The 18,484-nt window shown below is 36.2% G+C and carries 18 protein-coding genes, 1 tRNA gene and 1 riboswitch; of the genes, 8 read left to right on the top strand and 11 right to left on the bottom strand.

Annotated features, from left to right (window positions below):
* Positions 1-6: 6 nt before the first annotated feature.
* Complete coding sequence (locus tag EK417_RS06030) at positions 7-888, bottom strand: cupin-like domain-containing protein (RefSeq protein ID WP_076594435.1); 882 nt, start codon at positions 886-888, stop codon at positions 7-9.
* Positions 889-1,122: 234 nt separating this feature from the next.
* On the opposite strand from EK417_RS06030, the gene EK417_RS06025 reads away from it, so the two are divergent.
* Positions 1,123-2,418, top strand: coding sequence for an Ig-like domain-containing domain (locus tag EK417_RS06025; RefSeq protein ID WP_136521612.1), 1,296 nt, complete (start codon positions 1,123-1,125; stop codon positions 2,416-2,418).
* Positions 2,419-2,610: 192 nt separating this feature from the next.
* Positions 2,611-4,107 (top strand): sodium/proline symporter PutP, encoded by a 1,497-nt coding sequence (putP, locus tag EK417_RS06020; RefSeq protein ID WP_136521611.1) that lies wholly within the window; start codon positions 2,611-2,613, stop codon positions 4,105-4,107.
* A 277-nt stretch (positions 4,108-4,384) separates the two neighbouring features.
* Here putP and EK417_RS06015 read toward each other — a convergent pair whose 3' ends face one another.
* Positions 4,385-5,521, bottom strand: a complete 1,137-nt coding sequence (locus EK417_RS06015) for a tetratricopeptide repeat protein (protein ID WP_136521610.1) — start codon at positions 5,519-5,521, stop codon at positions 4,385-4,387.
* A 513-nt stretch (positions 5,522-6,034) separates the two neighbouring features.
* On the opposite strand from EK417_RS06015, the gene EK417_RS06010 reads away from it, so the two are divergent.
* Positions 6,035-6,119: transfer RNA gene (locus EK417_RS06010), tRNA-Ser, on the top strand.
* A 113-nt stretch (positions 6,120-6,232) separates the two neighbouring features.
* Here the strand turns inward: EK417_RS06010 and EK417_RS21765 are convergent.
* Both EK417_RS21765 and EK417_RS20985 read right to left on the bottom strand, forming a co-directional pair.
* Positions 6,233-6,379, bottom strand: a complete 147-nt coding sequence (locus EK417_RS21765) for a bacteriocin-like protein (RefSeq protein WP_410493433.1) — start codon at positions 6,377-6,379, stop codon at positions 6,233-6,235.
* Positions 6,380-6,406: 27 nt separating this feature from the next.
* The gene (locus EK417_RS20985) at positions 6,407-6,550 is read right to left on the bottom strand and encodes a bacteriocin-like protein (protein ID WP_002980068.1); all 144 of its coding nucleotides are present in this window, start codon (positions 6,548-6,550) and stop codon (positions 6,407-6,409) included.
* 269 nt (positions 6,551-6,819) lie between these two features.
* Here EK417_RS20985 and EK417_RS06005 point away from each other — a divergent pair, with 269 nt between their 5' ends.
* From EK417_RS06005 to EK417_RS05995, 3 genes are all read left to right on the top strand, one after another.
* A complete protein-coding gene (locus tag EK417_RS06005) occupies positions 6,820-7,680 on the top strand; it encodes an alpha/beta fold hydrolase (RefSeq protein ID WP_136521609.1) in 861 nt (286 codons plus the stop codon).
* 51 nt (positions 7,681-7,731) lie between these two features.
* Positions 7,732-8,100: a VOC family protein gene (locus EK417_RS06000; RefSeq protein WP_136521608.1), complete on the top strand. Its 369-nt coding sequence runs from the start codon at positions 7,732-7,734 to the stop codon at positions 8,098-8,100.
* Positions 8,101-8,202: 102 nt separating this feature from the next.
* On the top strand, positions 8,203-8,745 hold the full coding sequence (locus EK417_RS05995; RefSeq protein WP_136521607.1) for a hypothetical protein: 543 nt from the start codon (positions 8,203-8,205) through the stop codon (positions 8,743-8,745).
* Positions 8,746-8,830: 85 nt separating this feature from the next.
* Here the strand turns inward: EK417_RS05995 and EK417_RS05990 are convergent, their stop codons facing one another.
* Complete coding sequence (locus EK417_RS05990) at positions 8,831-9,292, bottom strand: Lrp/AsnC family transcriptional regulator (RefSeq protein ID WP_076594441.1); 462 nt, start codon at positions 9,290-9,292, stop codon at positions 8,831-8,833.
* A 195-nt stretch (positions 9,293-9,487) separates the two neighbouring features.
* Positions 9,488-9,673, top strand: a riboswitch (cobalamin riboswitch).
* A 174-nt stretch (positions 9,674-9,847) separates the two neighbouring features.
* Between EK417_RS05990 and metE the strand changes: the two genes are divergently transcribed.
* Entirely contained in the window at positions 9,848-12,151 is a 2,304-nt protein-coding gene (gene metE / locus EK417_RS05985; protein ID WP_136521606.1) for a 5-methyltetrahydropteroyltriglutamate--homocysteine S-methyltransferase, read from the top strand.
* 175 nt (positions 12,152-12,326) lie between these two features.
* On the opposite strand, the gene EK417_RS05980 is transcribed toward metE, so the two are convergent.
* The 5 genes from EK417_RS05980 to EK417_RS05960 all read right to left on the bottom strand — a co-directional run bounded on the left by EK417_RS05980 (position 12,327) and on the right by EK417_RS05960 (position 16,621).
* Positions 12,327-12,947, bottom strand: coding sequence for a hypothetical protein (locus EK417_RS05980; protein ID WP_136521605.1), 621 nt, complete (start codon positions 12,945-12,947; stop codon positions 12,327-12,329).
* Positions 12,948-13,012: 65 nt separating this feature from the next.
* A complete protein-coding gene (locus tag EK417_RS05975; protein ID WP_181416155.1) occupies positions 13,013-13,615 on the bottom strand; it encodes a Crp/Fnr family transcriptional regulator in 603 nt (200 codons plus the stop codon).
* 121 nt (positions 13,616-13,736) lie between these two features.
* On the bottom strand, positions 13,737-14,150 hold the full coding sequence (locus tag EK417_RS05970; protein ID WP_110368173.1) for a hypothetical protein: 414 nt from the start codon (positions 14,148-14,150) through the stop codon (positions 13,737-13,739).
* Between the two features lie 197 nt (positions 14,151-14,347).
* Positions 14,348-15,550 carry an MFS transporter gene (locus tag EK417_RS05965; RefSeq protein ID WP_136521604.1) on the bottom strand — a complete coding sequence of 401 codons (1,203 nt, stop codon included), beginning with the start codon at positions 15,548-15,550 and terminating at the stop codon, positions 14,348-14,350.
* Between the two features lie 117 nt (positions 15,551-15,667).
* The gene (locus tag EK417_RS05960) at positions 15,668-16,621 is read right to left on the bottom strand and encodes a helix-turn-helix domain-containing protein (RefSeq protein ID WP_136521603.1); all 954 of its coding nucleotides are present in this window, start codon (positions 16,619-16,621) and stop codon (positions 15,668-15,670) included.
* Between the two features lie 269 nt (positions 16,622-16,890).
* On the opposite strand from EK417_RS05960, the gene EK417_RS05955 reads away from it, so the two are divergent.
* Positions 16,891-17,736, top strand: a complete 846-nt coding sequence (locus tag EK417_RS05955) for a phage tail-like protein (protein WP_110368171.1) — start codon at positions 16,891-16,893, stop codon at positions 17,734-17,736.
* 133 nt (positions 17,737-17,869) lie between these two features.
* On the opposite strand, the gene EK417_RS05950 is transcribed toward EK417_RS05955, so the two are convergent.
* Positions 17,870-18,481 carry a response regulator gene (locus tag EK417_RS05950; protein ID WP_076594449.1) on the bottom strand — a complete coding sequence of 204 codons (612 nt, stop codon included), beginning with the start codon at positions 18,479-18,481 and terminating at the stop codon, positions 17,870-17,872.
* Positions 18,482-18,484: the final 3 nt, after the last annotated feature.

Raw genomic sequence — 18,484 nt, 5'->3', positions numbered from 1 at the left:
GTATCACTATTTCGGAAGCCCTTTTTTTAAAGCAATATGGGCCTTTTCTACGGCTTTTCTTTCTTTCCAGTCCATATACCTTTTTTTGTATCGGCCTTTCATAAAATTATCAAAATTACGCTGAACGGCAAGATTCCAAAGAGAATGTGCCTTTACAGCCCAGCTTTTATCCCATGCACGCAGTGAAATAGAGAAAGATCCATCCAGATATTTCATCCAGTGCCACCAACCTGTAGGCATGAATAAAGTATCTCCATGCTCCAGGAAACACTCAATTCCTTCTATACCATCCAATGCCGGGAATTTCTCAAAATCAGGATTGGAAATATCATAATCTTCCAGTGCATAGGTGGCATAAGGAAGCTTATACAGACGTGTTTTCCATTTGTATTCAAACAGAAGGACATGTTTTCTTCCATTGAAGTGAGTGTGGAAAATATGCGGCATGTCGATATCGTAATGAAGGAAAGTTACAGAACCTTTACCTCCGAAAAACATACTTGGATATTTATCTAAAAATCCACCCATAAGGTTTTTTGGCGGAACATAGTCGTCCAAGAGTTTGGGGGCAAATTTTATAGGATCAAAGAAGAAAATTCTCAGATCAGTAGGCTCTCTCTGAATAAGATCAACATAATCACGGAAGGGCATTTTCGTAGTCGGAGTATTGATAGGGGCGGCAGGATCTGCTTTGGCACTGTCATAAAGGGGAACTTCAACGTCGCCTACTACTTCTTTCATGTAATCCATCGTCCATTTTTGATAGGCGGGCCACTTTCTTGCCATATTTCTGATTACCACTGGCTTACATGGCTTTAGATATTTTTCACGGAAATCTTCTTGTGAAATGTCATCTACAATATCAATTGGTTTAAGGATTATTCCCATTCGTTCAAATTATTAAGCTAAAGTATTAAATATTTGCGACAAAAAAATGGAAAGAATTAAAATTATTTGGAATTAATATAAATAAATAATAAGGCACCAATTTTAGCTCCGTTTTTTTTGAGTTATTATGATATGATTTTATCTTCAGTTCTTTTAAAATCTATAGTGTTTATAAGGTAAAAGATATTTGTAAAATACAATAATTGTATGTATAATTGCTGTATTAAAATAACCATGAAACGTTTTACTACCATTATTTTTTCACTCGTATTTGCAACTGCTTTTTCACAAAAATCAACCAGGATTTTTACTTCAGATATTGATAACTTTTGGGTGGCTTATGACAGCATCCAAAAAACAAATGATTACTCCGGAAAGCTGGATCTTATGAAAAGATTGTATACTGATAAAGCAACAAAAGGGTTAAAAGCTTTTATGAATGCCAGAGATTATAATGATAGTGTGTATGTAAAAGTCATAGAAAAGTATCCAAAATTCTGGAATTCAGTAAGACCGAATACCTTAACGATAAAAACCAAGACCAAAGAGTTGGAAGCCAGTGTTACCAGACTGAAGGAGTTGTATCCTGAACTTAAAGATGCTGAAATGTATTTTACTATTGGTGCACTTAACTCTGGTGGAGCCGTGAGCGGAAATATGGTATTGGTAGGTGCTGAACTTGCCACCGGAATTGGGGCTACAGAGGTCTCGGAGTTTAAAGATGAATGGCTGAAGGGTATATTTGCCCATCAGTCTCTGGATAATATCGTTTCCCTGAATATTCATGAATACATCCATACCCAGCAGAACGGAAATCAAAACAGGGTTTTAAACCAGGCTATCAAGGAAGGATCATGTGATCTGATTGCCGAACTTGTGATGAAGGAATCTCCGCAAAGGAAATATATTTCTTACGGAATGGCTCATGCAGCTGAAATTAAAGCCCGGTTTAAAAAAGAAATGTTTACCGGCAATCTTGCCAACTGGTTTTATAATGGAAGACAAAAAGGAGAAGGAGCCGATTTAGGATATTATGTGGGGTATGAAATCAGTAAAATGTATTACCAGAATACAAAAAATAAAAAACAGGCTATCAAAGATATTATTGAACTGAACTATGGTGATAATAAAGCGGTTGAAGACTTTCTCGACAAATCAAGATTTTTCAGAGAAAAAGCCAATACACTTGCTAAAGAATATCAAAATCAATTACCGTATGTAGTGAAAACAGAGCCGGCCAATGGTTCCGTAGACGTGAGTGCTGACATCAAAGAGCTCAGAATTACTTTTTCACAGGAAATGGTTCCCGGATATTATTCTTTCAATCTTTCTGATAAAGGAAAAGAATATATGCCGATGACCAAAGTGAAAGGAATGGAAAATAATGATAAAACGTTGGTCTTGGGAGTAGATGTAAAGCCCGGCAAAGAATATGAATTTATACTCACCAATAAAAGTTTCAGGTCTAAAGAAGGGTATCTCCTGAAAGATGAGAAGTTTCTTATCAGGTTTAAAACCGGCAATAAGTAGTTTTTTCGTAAGCGGATATTTAATAATTGGGATGTGAGAATGAATTTCGTTTATCTTTGGTTTTATTGTTTTTAATGTCTTAAAGTTTTATTGATTTTCTGATTTTTTAGACTTTTCATGAGATTTTAGTGATAGAAGGAAATTCACTCTTTTTCAAAAAAAAAGTATATTCGGCTTCGTAAAAATAATGATATGCAAGTATATGAAGGGATTTCTGTGGGGTTGTATCTGTTACTAATGATAGGTATAGGCATATATTCTTATAGAAAATCAACAAGTAATTCAGAAGAATTTCTAATTGGCGGCCGAAAAATGGGAGCTGCCGTAACAGCATTGTCTGCGGGAGCGGCTGATATGAGCGGCTGGCTTTTGATGGGAGTTCCGGGAGCGATGTATCTGTCCGGAATTTCAAGCTCCTGGATTGCTATAGGGCTAACCATTGGTGCTTATCTCAATTATATTATTGTAGCACCAAGACTCAGAATTTATACGGAGGTGGCACAGAATGCCATTACGTTACCTGTATTTTTTGAAAACAGATTTAAAAATAAAAATCAGCTTCTGAAGATCACGTCGTCTGTTTTCATTCTGGTATTTTTTACCCTGTACACTTCTGCAGGAATGGTATCCGGAGGAAAACTATTCGAATCCGCTTTCGGAATGGATTATACGGCAGGCTTACTCCTGACAAGTCTGGTCGTAGTACTGTATACATTTCTAGGCGGATTTCTGGCAGTAAGTCTTACTGATTTTGTACAAGGCACCATCATGGTACTGGCATTGGTGATTGTTCCGATTGTAGCGATTACCCAGATCGGAAGCGTGGGAGAGACATTCTCTCTGATTGAAGCAAAAAATCCAAAATATCTGGATTTGTTCAGAGGAACAACAACCGTAAGTATTGTTTCTTTATTGGCATGGGGATTAGGATACTGTGGGCAGCCCCATATTCTGGTACGTTTTATGGCCATTGATAAACCAAAAGATCTGATCAAAGCAAGACGTATAGGAATTACATGGATGGTCTTTACTGTTGCCGGAGCCTTGGCCATAGGATTGGTAGGAATCGCTTATCTGCAAAAGTTTGACATGAATATGATGTTGAAATTTGACGGATCAAAGACGGAAGCAGAAACTATTTTCATTTATTTCTCCCGTATATTATTCCATCCGTTTATTGCGGGATTTTTACTTACAGCAATTCTGGCAGCGGTAATGAGTACTATTTCTTCTCAGTTATTGGTAACTTCAAGCTCATTAACAGAAGATATTTATAAAGCTTTTCTGAATAAAAAAGCAACTTCTAAGCAATTATTAATGGCGAGCAGACTTTCTGTTTTACTTGTAGCGGTCATTGCGGTACTTTTATCCCTCAACCCTAAGGATAGTATTCTTAATCTTGTTGGAAATGCATGGGCTGGCTTTGGTTCTGCATTCGGACCATTGATCCTGCTGTCTCTTTTATGGAAAAAGGCAACATGGCAGGGAGGTTTTGCCGGAATGATGGTAGGAGGAATTACTGTATTAGCCTGGGTCTATCTTCAGCATCCACTGAAAGACTGGTACGAAATCATTCCCGGGTTTACACTTTCTTTATTAACCAATGTGATCGTTTCTTTATTCACTTATAAGCCAGATGATGTGATTGAAAAAGAGTTTAATGAAGTTCAAAAGATTATGCAGGAGTAATATAGAAAGCTTTGCAATGACATAACAATGATATACCCTTACCAAACGGCAAGGGTTTTCGTTTTTCTGAGGCTATTATATTGTTATATGATAATTTAGCTTTTGTATACTTACTTTTAATAATAAACATAATAAGTGCCGGGATAAAATCTATAATGCTCGGTGATATTATATTTTCAATACCATGATGAGCAATCCGGCCTCTTCCAGACACACATCATAAACATCATAGATATAAAATGACTTCCCGTCACAAAATTCTGCATTATTTTTTGTATTATTTTAGGACAAGCATTCTTCCTTTTGCATAGGCAATCTGGTCTTTTTCCTTTTCCTGGTCAGGATTATTTTTGAGGTACATCTGATAGTATATTGCTGCATTCTTAGGCTGTTTCAGGTTGAGATCATACAGAAGTCCTAAACGGTAATAAATAATATTGCTGACCCCAAAAGTCAATCCTTTTTTATAAGCGGTTAAAGCATCATTATACTGGTTTTTAGCTTCATAAATACCTGCCAGCGCAGCATAGTAAAGATTGGTATGGTCTGAAATAGCTTCATCAATAGTCTTTTGCGCATAGATTGCAGCATTGTTATAATCTTTCAGTTCACGATAGCTCAGTGCCATAAAATATAATGTGCCTTCATTTTGTACTCCCGTATCTTCCAGCATTTTGTAAAGCATAATGCATTTCTGATAATTTTTTACGTAAAAATAAGCCTGTCCCATATCGTTCATTACATTAACATCAGCATGATTTTTCAGGAGCTTTTCACCGATTTCAATTACTTCCGGATATTTGGTTAACTGATTGGCAACTGGTAGCAGAGCCTGCTGTAAAGTGAAATTTTCAGTATCGGCAGCAATGGCTGTTTTCAATACATCATAAGCAGGCAGATATTGTTTGAGACCGCTGTAGGTAATGGAAAGATCATAAGCCACATCAGGGTCGGTAGAATTAAGGTCATTGGCTTTTTTGAGATAATTAAGTTTAGATTCAGGCGTTTCTGCATAGATAGCAAGCTGTTTATAAGCATTGAAATTAAGACTGTCAATTTGAATGATCTGCTGAAGATAATTCTTGGCATTAGAAGCATTTCCCCGTCTGGAATTAATACTGGCCAAACTGAATAAAGTAGGGAGATTATTGGGTTGAAGAGTGTTTATTTTCAGATAACTTTTCTCAGCTTCCGGAAGTTTTCCGGCCATCATATGACAATAAGCTATTTGTGAAAGAGCCTTTATATCCTGTGTATCTCCGGAATATATGGTCTGAAGATATTGGGCAGCATCAGCATAACGTTGTGTTTCATAATATTCAAGAAGCTTTTCAGTATCAATTTTTGCAGATTGAGCCGTGATATTGTTAAATGCTGACATAATAATACACAGACATATTCCTATTTTCATCATGGTTATTTTTTAACTAAAATATTGCTTATTTAATAAGCTTCCAAATTATGGACTCACATATTGGGGATTTTTTTAACCTTAAACCAGATATTATTAGATTTCTTACACTCACTTTACAGAAGAAGCTAAAGCGGGAGATATGGAAATAAAAATTGTCCGGTCATTCCTTGATTATTATGGGGAAAATAAGAGAAATAACCATATTTACTGAAACCATTGATGATCAGTTGAGACTTTAGCCATAATAAAATATGAAATCCATCACAGAGCAGAATTATATATCTGTCTGAATCTTATAAAATTATTTAAAAAAAATTAGTGAAGTAGAAATGTTTCATGTGTGTATCTAAATGTTTGATGTTGAGTTCTTAATATTCATATTTTCTTTTGCTGGGAACAGAACTGTCTCTTTAAAACTCCGGAAATCCGAATTTTATTGAAGAAATATTTTGTCAGTAATAAAAAACTTTCTATATTTGCACCACTGAAAACAACGGTATTACCGGAGTTAATGGAGAGTTGGCAGAGTGGTCGATTGCGGCAGTCTTGAAAACTGTTGACTGTAACAGGTCCGGGGGTTCGAATCCCTCACTCTCCGCTAAAAAACCCTTAAATCAATTGATTTAAGGGTTTTTTTACATTAGTAACTAGCAATAAAAAGCCCTGCAATTCGCAAAATTACAGGGCTTAGTATGAGAATAGATTCTTCTCTTAGCTTAAAATCTCACATGGCGCTACACAATACACCCAAGGGCATCTTTTGATTTCCGGGGGTGGGCAACACGCTTCAGAGCAGGTTGCTGCTCCGCCATTAATACTTTTCAATTGGTCTCTTGAAATTTTTTTAGAATTTTTCATAGTCAAGTAATTGCGTTAAACTTAAAATTAAGGCTGGTTTCCGCCACCACATCCGTCGTAAGGCATACATTGCCACTTACCACCAATTAAACATAGCTGACCGCCTCTGCAGTCAATTCCCCCCTTAATTGTTTTCAGTTCCTGTCTTTCGATTTTCTTTAAATTTTTCATAATAATTTTTACGTTTAGCTTAATTCGAAATTAATGAAATTTTATCAACTATTGTAGAATTATTAAAAAAAATATTTATTTTATTTTTTTAATTGCAGTATTTTTTATGTTCATTTCATAAAATTAAGTAAAATTATTTTTTTTGCGTAAGCTTTGAAACGGCTTCCCAAAGAGTTCTCTCATTTTCATAAAATCTTGTCCTGCGACAAGTCCGTTTTCCGATCGGATTGGTAACTTTGACTTAATATTAATCCTCTAAATCTTATATGATGAAAAGTTTATTTAGATTCTCAGCAGTATTGTTCTTCATTATTATTCTTGCCAACTCTCAGGTATATGGACAAAAAATAAAACCTGCTGAAAGCGGTTATGCACCTGTTAATGGCATCAAAGTCTACTACGAAGTCTATGGCAAAGGAAAACCTCTTGTATTGCTACATGGTGCCTTTATGACAATCGATATGAATTGGGGGGAGCTGATCCCGGAATTGTCTAAAAACAGAAAAGTAATTGCACTTGAATTACAGGGACATGGACATACTCCTTTTTCCGAAAGGAAATTATCACATGCTACTTTGGCCAGTGATGTAACAAAGGTAATGGACTATCTGAAAATTGATAAAGCAGATGTTGCAGGCTACAGTTTTGGAGGAGAAGTGGCCTATCAGATGGCTATACAAAGTCCGGAAAAACTTAGCAAACTGGTTATTATCTCATCAACCTATAAAACCCAAGGCTGGCTGCCTGAAGTGAATAAAGCCCTGGAAGGAATGAAGCCTGAACTCTTTACAAATAGTCCCATGCATACCGCCTACAATGCTGTAGCACCTGATAAAACAAAATGGCCTAAATTTCTGGAGCAGATGATGGCTTCTGCCGGACAGCCTTTCGACCTTGGTGATGATAATATTTCTAAAATTCCGGTACCGGTTTTAATTATAGCCGGTGATAATGATGGACTGGATAAAACAGAACTTACAAAAACCTATAAATTATTGGGAGGTGACGTTTTTGCAGACATGGGTGCAATGCCAAAATCTCAGTTGGCTATTGCTCCGGGGCAAACCCATGTAAGTCTGATGATGCAGACGGCAATGATTCTAAACTATCTGAATGGCTTTTTGAAATAATTAAGGCCATTAGAGAGTTGAAATCTATTTATAACGTTCAAAATCTACAAAATGAATACAAAATTTGAAGCAGGAATTAATATTGCTATAAAAATTCCCAAAAATAAATACGAAAAAACAGTTGCTTTTTACCGGGATATTTTAAAATTGAAGGTTGAGGAAAAACCAATACAAAATCCCACTGTTTCCAGAACACATGAAGTAAAATTTGGACATAATATGATATGGCTGGATTGTGTAGACAATTACACTCATTCTGAAACATGGCTTCAGCTCACCGTACCCGATGTAGAAGCCGCTACACAATATCTGCTGTCAAACGGTATGGAAACCTGTGACGAAATTGAAGAACTTCCTGAAAATATGCACTGGATTACCGATCCTGCCGGCACCGTATTCAATTTGCAGGAAAGAAAATAGTAAAAAACAGAAATACAATGTGTAAGAATTGCTTAAAATGAGGCTGTATCCAAAATTTTAATACCTTTAACCATCAAATCCTTAAAATTTTATAATATTCTCATGCAGACAAAACCATTCAATTTTATTGCAACCATACTTTTTCTGGTAGTAAGTGTGACTGTATTTTCACAAAAAACAGCCGCTTTGGGTTCTTTATTGGATAGAAATTCAGAATTTATATTCCCGCAAGCTCCTGATAAAATCTCAAAAGCGTTGAACGTAAAAGCCATCTTTTATGAAGATGCCAATGAAGAAAAATATGCCAAATGGCCCATTAAAACAGGGCTGGAACTTTATTGCAGCTTGGGAAAAGATAATACTGTGAATGAGATGTTTTTTGTTGCTTCAGATAATAAACCTGTAATTGTTGAGGGACTTCCTTTTGGTCTTGTTCTGAATAAAAGTACATTACAGGACAGTAAAACGAAGTTCAGGAAGTACAATGCCAAAACACAGAAATTAGCAGCAGACAGTGAATTTCCAGATGGATCAAAACTGGTTTTTAAAAAAGGAAAACATTATGCAACATTATTTTTCGACAGCAAAAACCTTTTAAAATCATTAGGACTTACAGAAGAAATGATTGATCCGGCAGCTAATTAACCTAAGGGAGGCTTCAAAACAATATAAGACCTGTCATTATCTGGCGGTGTTTTATTCTTATAATGAAGCCCTAATATAAATTTAATTATATTGTTAATCCATAGTTGTTTTTTACCTCAGCCATCACAAAAGTACTGTGAGTGCTGCCTATAGAATCTACAGATCCCAGCTTGTTAAATACAAAATCCTGATAATGTTTCATATCTCTTACCTGAACTTTCAGAAGGAAATCAAAATCTCCGGAAATATTGTAACATTCGGCAACTTCTTCAATTTCTAAAATTTCTTTTACAAAATCATAGCCTACAGACCGGTCGTGAATTTTGAGCTTGATCTGGCAGAAAACCGTAAATCCGCGGTTCAGTTTTTCAGCATCGAGAATGGCTGCATACCTTTTGACAAAACCTTCCTGTTCAAGCCTTTTTACCCTTTCAAAAACCGGAGAGGTAGAAAGGTTCACTTCTTTTGCAAGTTCCTTAACGGTCAATTTTGCATTTTTCTGGAGCAGCCTGAGCAGCTGTAAATCCTTATTATCGAGTTGTTCCACAGAATATTATTCTTTTAAATGATTAAAACAGTCAAATCTACAGAATTATATGCTCTTAATTTTATTTTTAAAAGTTTAATTTGCTTAATTATTTATTGTGAATTGTATTTTTATTCGGTATTCCTAATTTTACACAAAATTAAAAACTTTTACTGATAATCTTTGTTAGAGGTAAAAGTACAGTTCTTTGCAGATACTTCATCAAACAGGAAAGGTTTTACTTAAGGTAGATTAATAGGGAATCGTGTGCAAATCACGAGCTGTCGCGCAACTGTAAGTAACATGCCAAAAGTTTCTGTCCTTGCATATCCACTGCCAAAAACGGGAAGGATGACGGAAACTGTTACAAGTCAGGAGACCTGCCTTTACTGAATTGACAATGCTTTCGCGGGCTGAAGCTTTTGGGTCATACAGATGATATATCAGATATGTATTTTCTCTCAATTGGAAATGCATTGCCTGCTATATCATTATTTCCTGAAATTTCCTCCGCAAAAACATAACGAAGCATTTTAAAGGACTTTCACAATAAGTTTAATTAAAAAGTTTAAAAAAATGCAAACTCACATCCTTGGCTATCCGCGTATTGGTAGCAAAAGAGAACTCAAAAAAGCCTGCGAGCAGTATTGGTCAGGTAAAATCCTTATGGAAGAACTTTTGAACACCGGAAGAACTATCTGTACCCAAAACTGGAATATCCAGAAAGAAGCAGGGATAGATCTTATCCCATGCAATGATTTTTCATACTATGATCAGGTATTGGATATGAGCCTTGTGGTAGGAGCAATTCCTGCACGGTATCATGAAGTAGTGCTTAAAAAAAACAATACTGAGCTTGATCTTTATTTTGCCATGGCAAGAGGCTATCAGAAAGACGGATTGGATATTACTGCCATGGAAATGACCAAATGGTTCGATACCAACTATCATTACATCGTTCCGGAATTTTATAAAAACCAACAGTTTAAGCTGAGTTCAGATAAAATTTTCAATGAATTTGCAGGAGCAAAACAAGCTGGAATCAATGCGAAACCGGTTATTATCGGGCTGGTTTCTTATCTGCTATTAGGAAAAGAAAAAGAAGAAGGATTTGATAAGCTGGATCTGGCCGCAAATATTCTTCCAGTCTATACAGAGATTTTAACCAAACTTCAGGAGCAGGGTGCAGAATGGATTCAGTTTGATGAACCTTTTCTGGCATTAGATTTAACTGAAAAAGCCAAAGAGACCTATCTTTCTGTGTATGCCGAAATCAGAAAAAGATTTCCAAAACTGAAATTTATTGTAGCCACTTATTTCGACGGATTAAAAGATAATGCATCACTTGCCGTTTCACTTCCTGTGAATATATTGCATGTTGATCTGGTGAGAAATCCTGAACAGCTGGATGATATTCTGAATAATATTCCGGAAAATTTAAGCCTTTCATTAGGGGTAATTGATGGTCGGAATATATGGAAAAATGATTATGAAAAGTCGCTGTCTTTCATTACAAAAGCTGTTGAAAAATTAGGATCTGAAAGGATTTTGATCGCTCCATCATGTTCATTGCTTCATTCACCTTGTGATCTGGATTTTGAAACCCATCTTAACCCGGAAATTAAAAGCTGGCTGGCTTTTGCTAAACAAAAAGTAAAAGAAGTAGTAACACTTAAAGAACTTGTTTCCGGAACAGAAAATGAACAGATTCTTGAAGCATTCGAAGAAAATAAAAAAGCAATTGAAAGCAGAAGAACTTCTTCTCTTATTCATAATCACCAGGTAAAGCAAAGAGCAAATGCTGTTTCTGAAAAAGATGCTCAGAGAATAAACCCTTTCAAAATCCGTAAAAAAGAACAGCAGGAAGTATTGCAGCTTCCTTTATTCCCAACCACTACAATAGGGTCATTCCCGCAAACCACAGAGGTAAGAAGCTGGAGAGCGAAATTCAAAAAAGGGGAACTGACCGCAGAACAGTATGATACTTTACTGAAAGAAGAAACTCAGAGAACAATCTGCTGGCAGGAAGAAATTGGTATCGATGTACTGGTTCACGGAGAATTTGAGCGTAACGACATGGTAGAATACTTCGGAGAACAGTTGGAAGGATTTGTATTCACCAAAAACGGATGGGTACAAAGCTACGGAAGCCGCTGTGTAAAACCTCCGGTGATCTTCGGCGACGTTTCCCGCCCGGCTCCGATGACGGTTTATTGGTCCCAATATGCCAAATCCCAGACTGAAAAATGGGTAAAAGGAATGTTGACAGGCCCGGTTACCATTTTGCAGTGGTCTTTTGTCCGTGATGACCAGCCCCGTTCAGAAACGTGTAAGCAGATTGCTTTGGCTATTCGTGACGAGGTGGTAGATCTGGAAAAAGCAGGAATCAGAATTATTCAGATTGATGAGCCTGCCATAAGAGAAGGTCTTCCATTAAGAAAAACCGACTGGCAGGACTATCTGAAATGGGCTGTAGAAGCTTTCAGAATTTCAGCAAGCGGAGTGGAAGATGCTACCCAGATCCATACGCATATGTGCTATTCAGAATTCAATGATATTATTGAAAATATTGCCGATATGGATGCCGACGTGATTACGATAGAGTGTTCCCGCTCTCAGATGGAACTGCTGAACGCTTTTGCAGACTTTAAATATCCGAATGAAATTGGTCCGGGAGTATATGACATCCATTCACCAAGAGTACCATCGAAAGAAGAAATGATTGAACTGCTGAGAAAAGCTCAGAATGTAATTCCTGCCAATCAGCTTTGGGTAAATCCGGACTGCGGACTGAAGACCAGACACTGGGACGAAACTGAAAAAGCTTTAATAGCAATGGTTGCCGCCGCTAAAGAAGCTTCAGTAGAATATGCGGTCTAGAAAAATTTAAAATAATTAGATTCAATAATTCAGATCGTGTTATGATTTTCATAGCACGATCTGTTATTTTAATAATTAAAGTATAGTTAAGAACCATTCTGACTTAAAATTTAAGCAAACTGTCTTCATAATCTTAACATCTTAATAGTTAAAAAAAGTTGGAACGTCTTCATTTTTAAAAGTTATATTTTACAAATGCCCCGATATTTTCCAGGGTCTTTTTTCCGTTATTAAACTGATCAAAGTTGGAAGCAAGTCCGTACATCATTTTATCCTGTTTTACTCCCAGTCTTATAAACTGAAGGCCTCTGGGATATCCGCTGTTATCCAGGTTTCCAATAGCCAGAACACTGAAATATCCCTTGAAATTTTCTGTCAGATGAGGTGTGTACTCAAAAGATACAGACTGTTCCAGAGAAAATCCTTTCTGATAAGTGGTTCCTATAGAGTAGGACAGATAATAGGAAGGACGGATAATTTTGTACTGTAGATAAGCACTGAAAAATGCTCCGGGATTTTTCATTCCAAATGCCGCATTGGCACTCAGCCTTTTGGTAAGATGATACGAAAGGGTATTTCTGATGAAGAATATGTTTTCTTTATCCTTGGTATACTCTGTATCAAACAGGGTAAGATTGTTTAATTTCAACCGCTCATTCAGCTGATAATTGACATTGTGCATATAAGTATAGGAACGGTTTCCCAAAACCAGATCAGGAGTATAGGAAATCTTCTGTGCATTCAGATTCAGGAATGCTGATGCAAGAGCTGTTATGGCGATAAATTTAGCCTTCATATTTCACTCATTAAAATTCTGTGAGCAAAATTATTCAGGCCGGAACGGAATAAACTTAAGAAATCTTAAGAAACGTCAGACAGGTGTTTTTTTCTCAGATAGCTCAGATATTCTACAGTTATTCCAAGGTAGGAAGCGATCATGTATTGAGGAAAACGCTGCTCGATATTACGGTAAGTAGTGACAAATGTTCTGTATTTGGTGTAGGCATCAACACGGGAATGTTCAAAGGTTCTTTCCTGTAAAGTAACATACGCAGACTGCATTTTCAGACGCCAGAATTCTGAAACAGCAGCAACTTCTTTATATAATAGTTCCAGATTATTTTTACTGATCTGTATGATGATGCTATCCTCATTAGCCTGAATAAACATTCTTGAAGGCAGCCCGCTCAGATAGCTGTAAAGATCATTTACCCACCAGTTTTCAATCCCCAGCTGAGTGGTATTTTCTTTTCCCTTTTCATCAATATGATAAGCAGACAGGCTTCCCTTTGCAATGAATCTCATATGCCTGGAAACCTGCCCCTCACGAAGCAGAAAATCTTTCTTTTTAAGCTGTATGATTTCCAATTTGGAAGTAATACAGTCAATATCTTTATCTTCTAAGGTAACTATTTCTTTAAAATGTTCTATCAGCTGTAAAAGGATTGGATCTGTATTTATCATTAGATTTTGTACGTATAGCGGCAGGTACAAATTTACGTAAATATTAAATTAAGGGATTGTATATAAGAAGACCACAATTTACAATATAAATTGTGGTCTTCAACAGCTAAGGACTATTTAACTACGATTCTGTTTTCAAATAACCATAATGCAAAGATGTTTCTTTTCCGAATAAACTTGAGAAAATATTCTGAAATTCATGAATATATTTACATTTTATAGCATTTCCATATATTTTAAGTCCTTCCATTATTTTTCTTGAACTCAAGTCTATATCATATTTTATAAAGGCTTCCGGTCTTTCATACCGTATACTCTGGTCTGAACTGTCTGTCCTTGAAAATCCGAGCTTTTCAAGCCATTCTTCCGTTATTTTAATCGGTTTGATTGCTGCTGCCGGTACTGAAATACTTTGAATATCATTTTCAATTTTAACAAAATAAGCCTGTTCGACATTTTGAAAGATCTCAGTAATGGTATAAATCTGATTTTTATACTCAACCAAGTTCTTGATTTTTAGATCTGCTACGTTCATAATATTTTGACTTTAAATGGTGATATGGTCTCCGGTAAAATAGCAAATAGTATGCCCGACATTGTATTGTTATGCCGTGTTTTGGAAAAGATTAGGTTAAATTTTCGATATGAAAATTTAATAATACGTTAAAATAGTACGTTTATTAGCGAATTATCACATGAATATGAAATATAGAGTGTGGTATGTATGTGGTACTAGTTTTTTATTCCTGCTTTTGGACCTGTATTAAAAGTGGTCAGAAGAAGGGCGGTTATAACAGATATCATAAGAACTGCTATGAAAACGGTCCATGAATAGGCATGAAGCAGATAACCGGTACCACTTCCCAGAATGCTTGAGCCAAAATAATAAAACAGCCAGTAGATAGATGTGGCTGAAGATTTCCCACGTTTGGCATACAAAGCTGTCATCTGGCTGGCCATGGTATGTGCAGCGAAAAATGAAAGGGTAAAAAGCCCAAGTCCGAAAATAAGGATATAAATATTTTCAGATAATAGTAGGGAGGTTCCGGTAAGCATGGACAGAATAGAAGCCTTCAGAATGCTATTCACAGGAAATTTTCTTGAAAGACGGCCTACAATCATCGTTCCGAAAACTCCAAAAATATACATCAGAAAGATAAAAGCAATGATAAAGTGGCTTAATGAAAAAGGGCTTGCTTCCAGTCTGAATGTAAGGTAATTATAAGCGCTTACAAAAACTCCCATCAGTAATGCTGCGGTACAATATAAGCGAAGCATATAAGGATTGGTAAGGAAAAACTTCATCTGTTTTACCTTAAGATAATAATCCGTTTTCTGTGGATTGAAAAATTTTGACTCCGGAAACAGTTTCCAGAATACAACACCGAGAATAAAACTTTCTATGCCAATCAGAAGAACAGCATTCCGCCAACCGAATTCCCCTGCAAACAAGGTAGCCATTATCCTTCCGCTCATTCCTCCAATTGTATTGCCACTGAGATACATGCTGATGGCGGCTGGTACTACCAACGCATCCACTTCTTCTGTAAGATAAGCGAGAGCAACTGCAGAAACCCCGGAAACAACGAAGCCTTTCAGAACTCCGATAGCAATAAGGAGGCTTAAGTCTGGAATCCAGGTAGAAACAATAGTTAAGGTTGCAGATGAAATTAACGAGAAAACCATGAGATTTTTTCTGGAATAACTGTCGGCTTTAAAAGCAAAAAACAGTAATCCCAATGCCATACCTATTGTAGATGATGATACCAGCAGGGAAGTATCACCTACAGATACCCCAAACTGTTCTGCAGCCATAGGCAGCATCGGCTGGAAAAGATAAAGCTGTGCAAAAACCGAGAGTCCTGAAAAAAAAATACAAAGTTTTATAGATTGGAAACGTGAGCTTCCCTTAAGAGCTTTTTCAGATGAATTCATGATTTTTTGCAATTAAAATGCAGTGGTTTGACAGAAAATTAAGTTCTGTAAATTTCCTGATTATTTTCGGAATTTAAAAATCATTATCGCAATGATATTGATTGGTGAAACAAATCATTAAAGCTGCAAACTGCTGATGTATTCTGAAGGAGTAATATTTTCCATCTGCTTGAATACCCGGTTGAAGGTAGACTGATTGGAGAATCCTGCATCAGTATAAATATACATGAGGGTTACTTTTTCAAGATCATTTTCCTTGAGAAGTCTTTTTACACATTCAATCCTGTGCATATTAAGATAATTATTGAAGTTGGGATATCCTTTAGCACGAATTGATTTTGAGATATAACTACTGTTGATTTCTATTTCCGCGGAAAGCTTGGAAATATTAAAATTAACGTCTTTATAAAGCTGTTTTTCTCTCATCACAGATTCAATTTTTTCAAACAGTTCATCTGCAAAAGGAGCTTTCTCTGCCACAGAAACCGGTTGAATTACAGCACTAGCATTCTTTTCTTCAATTTCATGGTAAATTTCAACTCGTTTTATTTTATCCTTAAAATAGAGCAGAAGTGATATTACGGCTACATTGGAAATCATAAGGATGGTGTCGGTAATTCTCACATCTTCAGGCCGGTGTATCGGAAATTTTAAACTGAAGGTTTTGGAAATAAGATATCCTATAATAATATTCAGCAAAACAAACATACTGTAAATAAATACATACTTTCTTGAAAAAAAGACATAGGCTGCCAGAGGAATGGGAATAAGCCATACAAAACTCGCTATAGAATTGTTCCAGAAAGCCAGCATGATGTAAAAATTATAAAGTGTTGCAATAATAATGTAAGAATGCACCATTACATTAACCGAATAGGTTTTACGAACAATCAGATAAGTATAAACCAGTAAAAAAAGTCCTCCAAAAAGATACCATGCCATTATTTTATCCGGAATGATAAAGGTAAATATCAATCCAAATAGGGCAAGAATCACAGACATCAGAATATTATAATAATACACCAGCTGTCTTTTGTACTGTTCAATTTTTATGTCTTTTTCGGTAATCATTTGTGGCGGTAGGTAATTTAAATCATTTCAATATGTTTTATAAAAGTCAAATATCAAAATATGACTGATTTAATATATTGGTTATTAGTTGTTTGAGTTTTGTAAAACTGTTTCCGGTTTTTCATTGATTATTCGTGAATTTGATTTATTAATGTAGATAACTTTGCACCAGCTAGCTCAACAAAGGCTGATTGATGATAGGTTAATTGGTCTGCATGATTTATTCAATTCTTAAATAAATCAAATAATTTTTAAACAAATATACTAAAATGAAAAAAATAAAATTACCTTTTGCCAGCATAATGATGTGTTTTTCAGCAGCTGTATTTTCCCAGGTAGGGATTAATACAGACTCTCCTAAAGTAACGCTACATGTAGAGGGGAAACCAGATGTTGCTACTGCGGCAGACGGAGTGATTGCTCCAAGAATGACAGGAGATCAGCTAAGAGCTAAAGATAATGTGTATCTGGCAGATCAGACCGGAGCGTTGGTCTATGTAACGCAGGCTGTAACTGCACCTTCTGTAAAAACAGCAAAAGTAGATAAAGCCGGCTATTATATGTTCAACGGGACTACCTGGAAGTTTGCTTTTGGAGGAAAAGATGACGACATTACCATTGGAGACCTGATCTACTATCATGGAAGTATTCCTGCAGGCCCTTCCGGAGCCAGCACATTAGCCAGTACCTATCTTACTGATCTTCCTGTTCTGGGAGGTTTCCTGAGACTTGATGCCCAATTTAACAGCAGTTCAGCAGGAACAGGAGCGGCTACCACTTTTAATCCCAGACTTTATAATGTAGGAACTTCAGATGTGAAAATCTGGGTTTCGGAAATGTCTACCCATACCGGTGATTCTGACAACGGAAATATTAAATTATCACCGGGAGCTTACAGGCAGTTTGATGATGGAGTTTATCTTACTCAGACTCATAATGAGACCGTAACATTTGATATTACAATACAAGAGCCGGAACCAAGATGGTACAGAGTGTATTATGCATTTCGTGTAGACAATAAATCTGCAGCGGGAAGCAGCGATGCTACCACCACAGATTCCAATACTTCTGATAACACAAGGGAGCTGTTTCTCTCTGTACAGAGGCTGTACTAATAAGTTATCCGAAGATTCTAAAAATACAGTGATTATATAAAACTCTATAAAATCAAAGGGTTAGCTGTTTAAAAATCTAATGAGATTTGTGTTTTTTCGGGGCTGGAATGATAAGAAATTCAGCCCCATTTTCTTAATGCATCATTTCATAGACTTTAATCAGCTCTGCAATATTTCCGACATTAAGCTTTTGAAAAATTCTTTTTTTATAAGTGCTTACCGTAGACATCTGAATATTAAGCCTGTTGGCAATTTCCAGATTGCCGTTGCCGTCTGCCAGAAGTTTGAAAATTTCGTATTCTCTGGATGATAACTTTTCTACGGGATTATCTCTTTTGTTTTGAATAATAAGGCCAATCAGTTCTGCAGGGTAGAAATATCCCTTCTCAATTACTGTTTTCACAGCGTTCTTAATTTCTTCTTCACTACTTTGTTTATTCAGATAGCCTTCAGCACCTTCTCTGATATATTGAATCGCAACATCTTTGTCATATCCTGAGAATATAAGAATTTTAAGGTCATTCTGTATATCTTTAAGCTCCGGAACCATCTTCTTATACTGAGTTCCCGGCATATCAATATCTAAAATAATAAGGTCATACCGTTGATCTTCCAGCTTCTTTTTCACCTGTTCATAATTTTCCGCAAAATCTATATTCAGTAACGGATAAGCTGTTTCAAGAACCAAAGAGGTTCCCGCCCTTACCACATAATGATCATCAGCGATTAGAATTCTTTCATTCATAAA

Source organism: Chryseobacterium candidae (assembly GCF_004916905.1).
GTDB classification, from domain to species: Bacteria; Bacteroidota; Bacteroidia; order Flavobacteriales; family Weeksellaceae; genus Chryseobacterium; species Chryseobacterium candidae.
This window is presented reverse-complemented; position numbering and strand designations above follow the sequence as displayed.

Excerpts from the sequence above, each read along its gene's own strand:
- EK417_RS06030 (WP_076594435.1), bottom strand. The coding sequence starts at position 888 with ATGGGAATAATCCTTAAACCAATTGATATTGTAGATGACATTTCACAA.
- EK417_RS06025 (WP_136521612.1), top strand. The coding sequence starts at position 1,123 with ATGAAACGTTTTACTACCATTATTTTTTCACTCGTATTTGCAACTGCT.
- putP (WP_136521611.1), top strand. The coding sequence starts at position 2,611 with ATGCAAGTATATGAAGGGATTTCTGTGGGGTTGTATCTGTTACTAATG.
- EK417_RS06015 (WP_136521610.1), bottom strand. The coding sequence starts at position 5,521 with ATGATGAAAATAGGAATATGTCTGTGTATTATTATGTCAGCATTTAAC.
- EK417_RS21765 (WP_410493433.1), bottom strand. The coding sequence starts at position 6,379 with ATGAAAAATTCTAAAAAAATTTCAAGAGACCAATTGAAAAGTATTAAT.
- EK417_RS20985 (WP_002980068.1), bottom strand. The coding sequence starts at position 6,550 with ATGAAAAATTTAAAGAAAATCGAAAGACAGGAACTGAAAACAATTAAG.
- EK417_RS06005 (WP_136521609.1), top strand. The coding sequence starts at position 6,820 with ATGAAAAGTTTATTTAGATTCTCAGCAGTATTGTTCTTCATTATTATT.
- EK417_RS06000 (WP_136521608.1), top strand. The coding sequence starts at position 7,732 with ATGAATACAAAATTTGAAGCAGGAATTAATATTGCTATAAAAATTCCC.
- EK417_RS05995 (WP_136521607.1), top strand. The coding sequence starts at position 8,203 with ATGCAGACAAAACCATTCAATTTTATTGCAACCATACTTTTTCTGGTA.
- metE (WP_136521606.1), top strand. The coding sequence starts at position 9,848 with ATGCAAACTCACATCCTTGGCTATCCGCGTATTGGTAGCAAAAGAGAA.
- EK417_RS05980 (WP_136521605.1), bottom strand. The coding sequence starts at position 12,947 with ATGAAGGCTAAATTTATCGCCATAACAGCTCTTGCATCAGCATTCCTG.
- EK417_RS05975 (WP_181416155.1), bottom strand. The coding sequence starts at position 13,615 with ATGATAAATACAGATCCAATCCTTTTACAGCTGATAGAACATTTTAAA.
- EK417_RS05970 (WP_110368173.1), bottom strand. The coding sequence starts at position 14,150 with ATGAACGTAGCAGATCTAAAAATCAAGAACTTGGTTGAGTATAAAAAT.
- EK417_RS05965 (WP_136521604.1), bottom strand. The coding sequence starts at position 15,550 with ATGAATTCATCTGAAAAAGCTCTTAAGGGAAGCTCACGTTTCCAATCT.
- EK417_RS05960 (WP_136521603.1), bottom strand. The coding sequence starts at position 16,621 with ATGATTACCGAAAAAGACATAAAAATTGAACAGTACAAAAGACAGCTG.
- EK417_RS05955 (WP_110368171.1), top strand. The coding sequence starts at position 16,891 with ATGAAAAAAATAAAATTACCTTTTGCCAGCATAATGATGTGTTTTTCA.
- EK417_RS05950 (WP_076594449.1), bottom strand. The coding sequence starts at position 18,481 with ATGAATGAAAGAATTCTAATCGCTGATGATCATTATGTGGTAAGGGCG.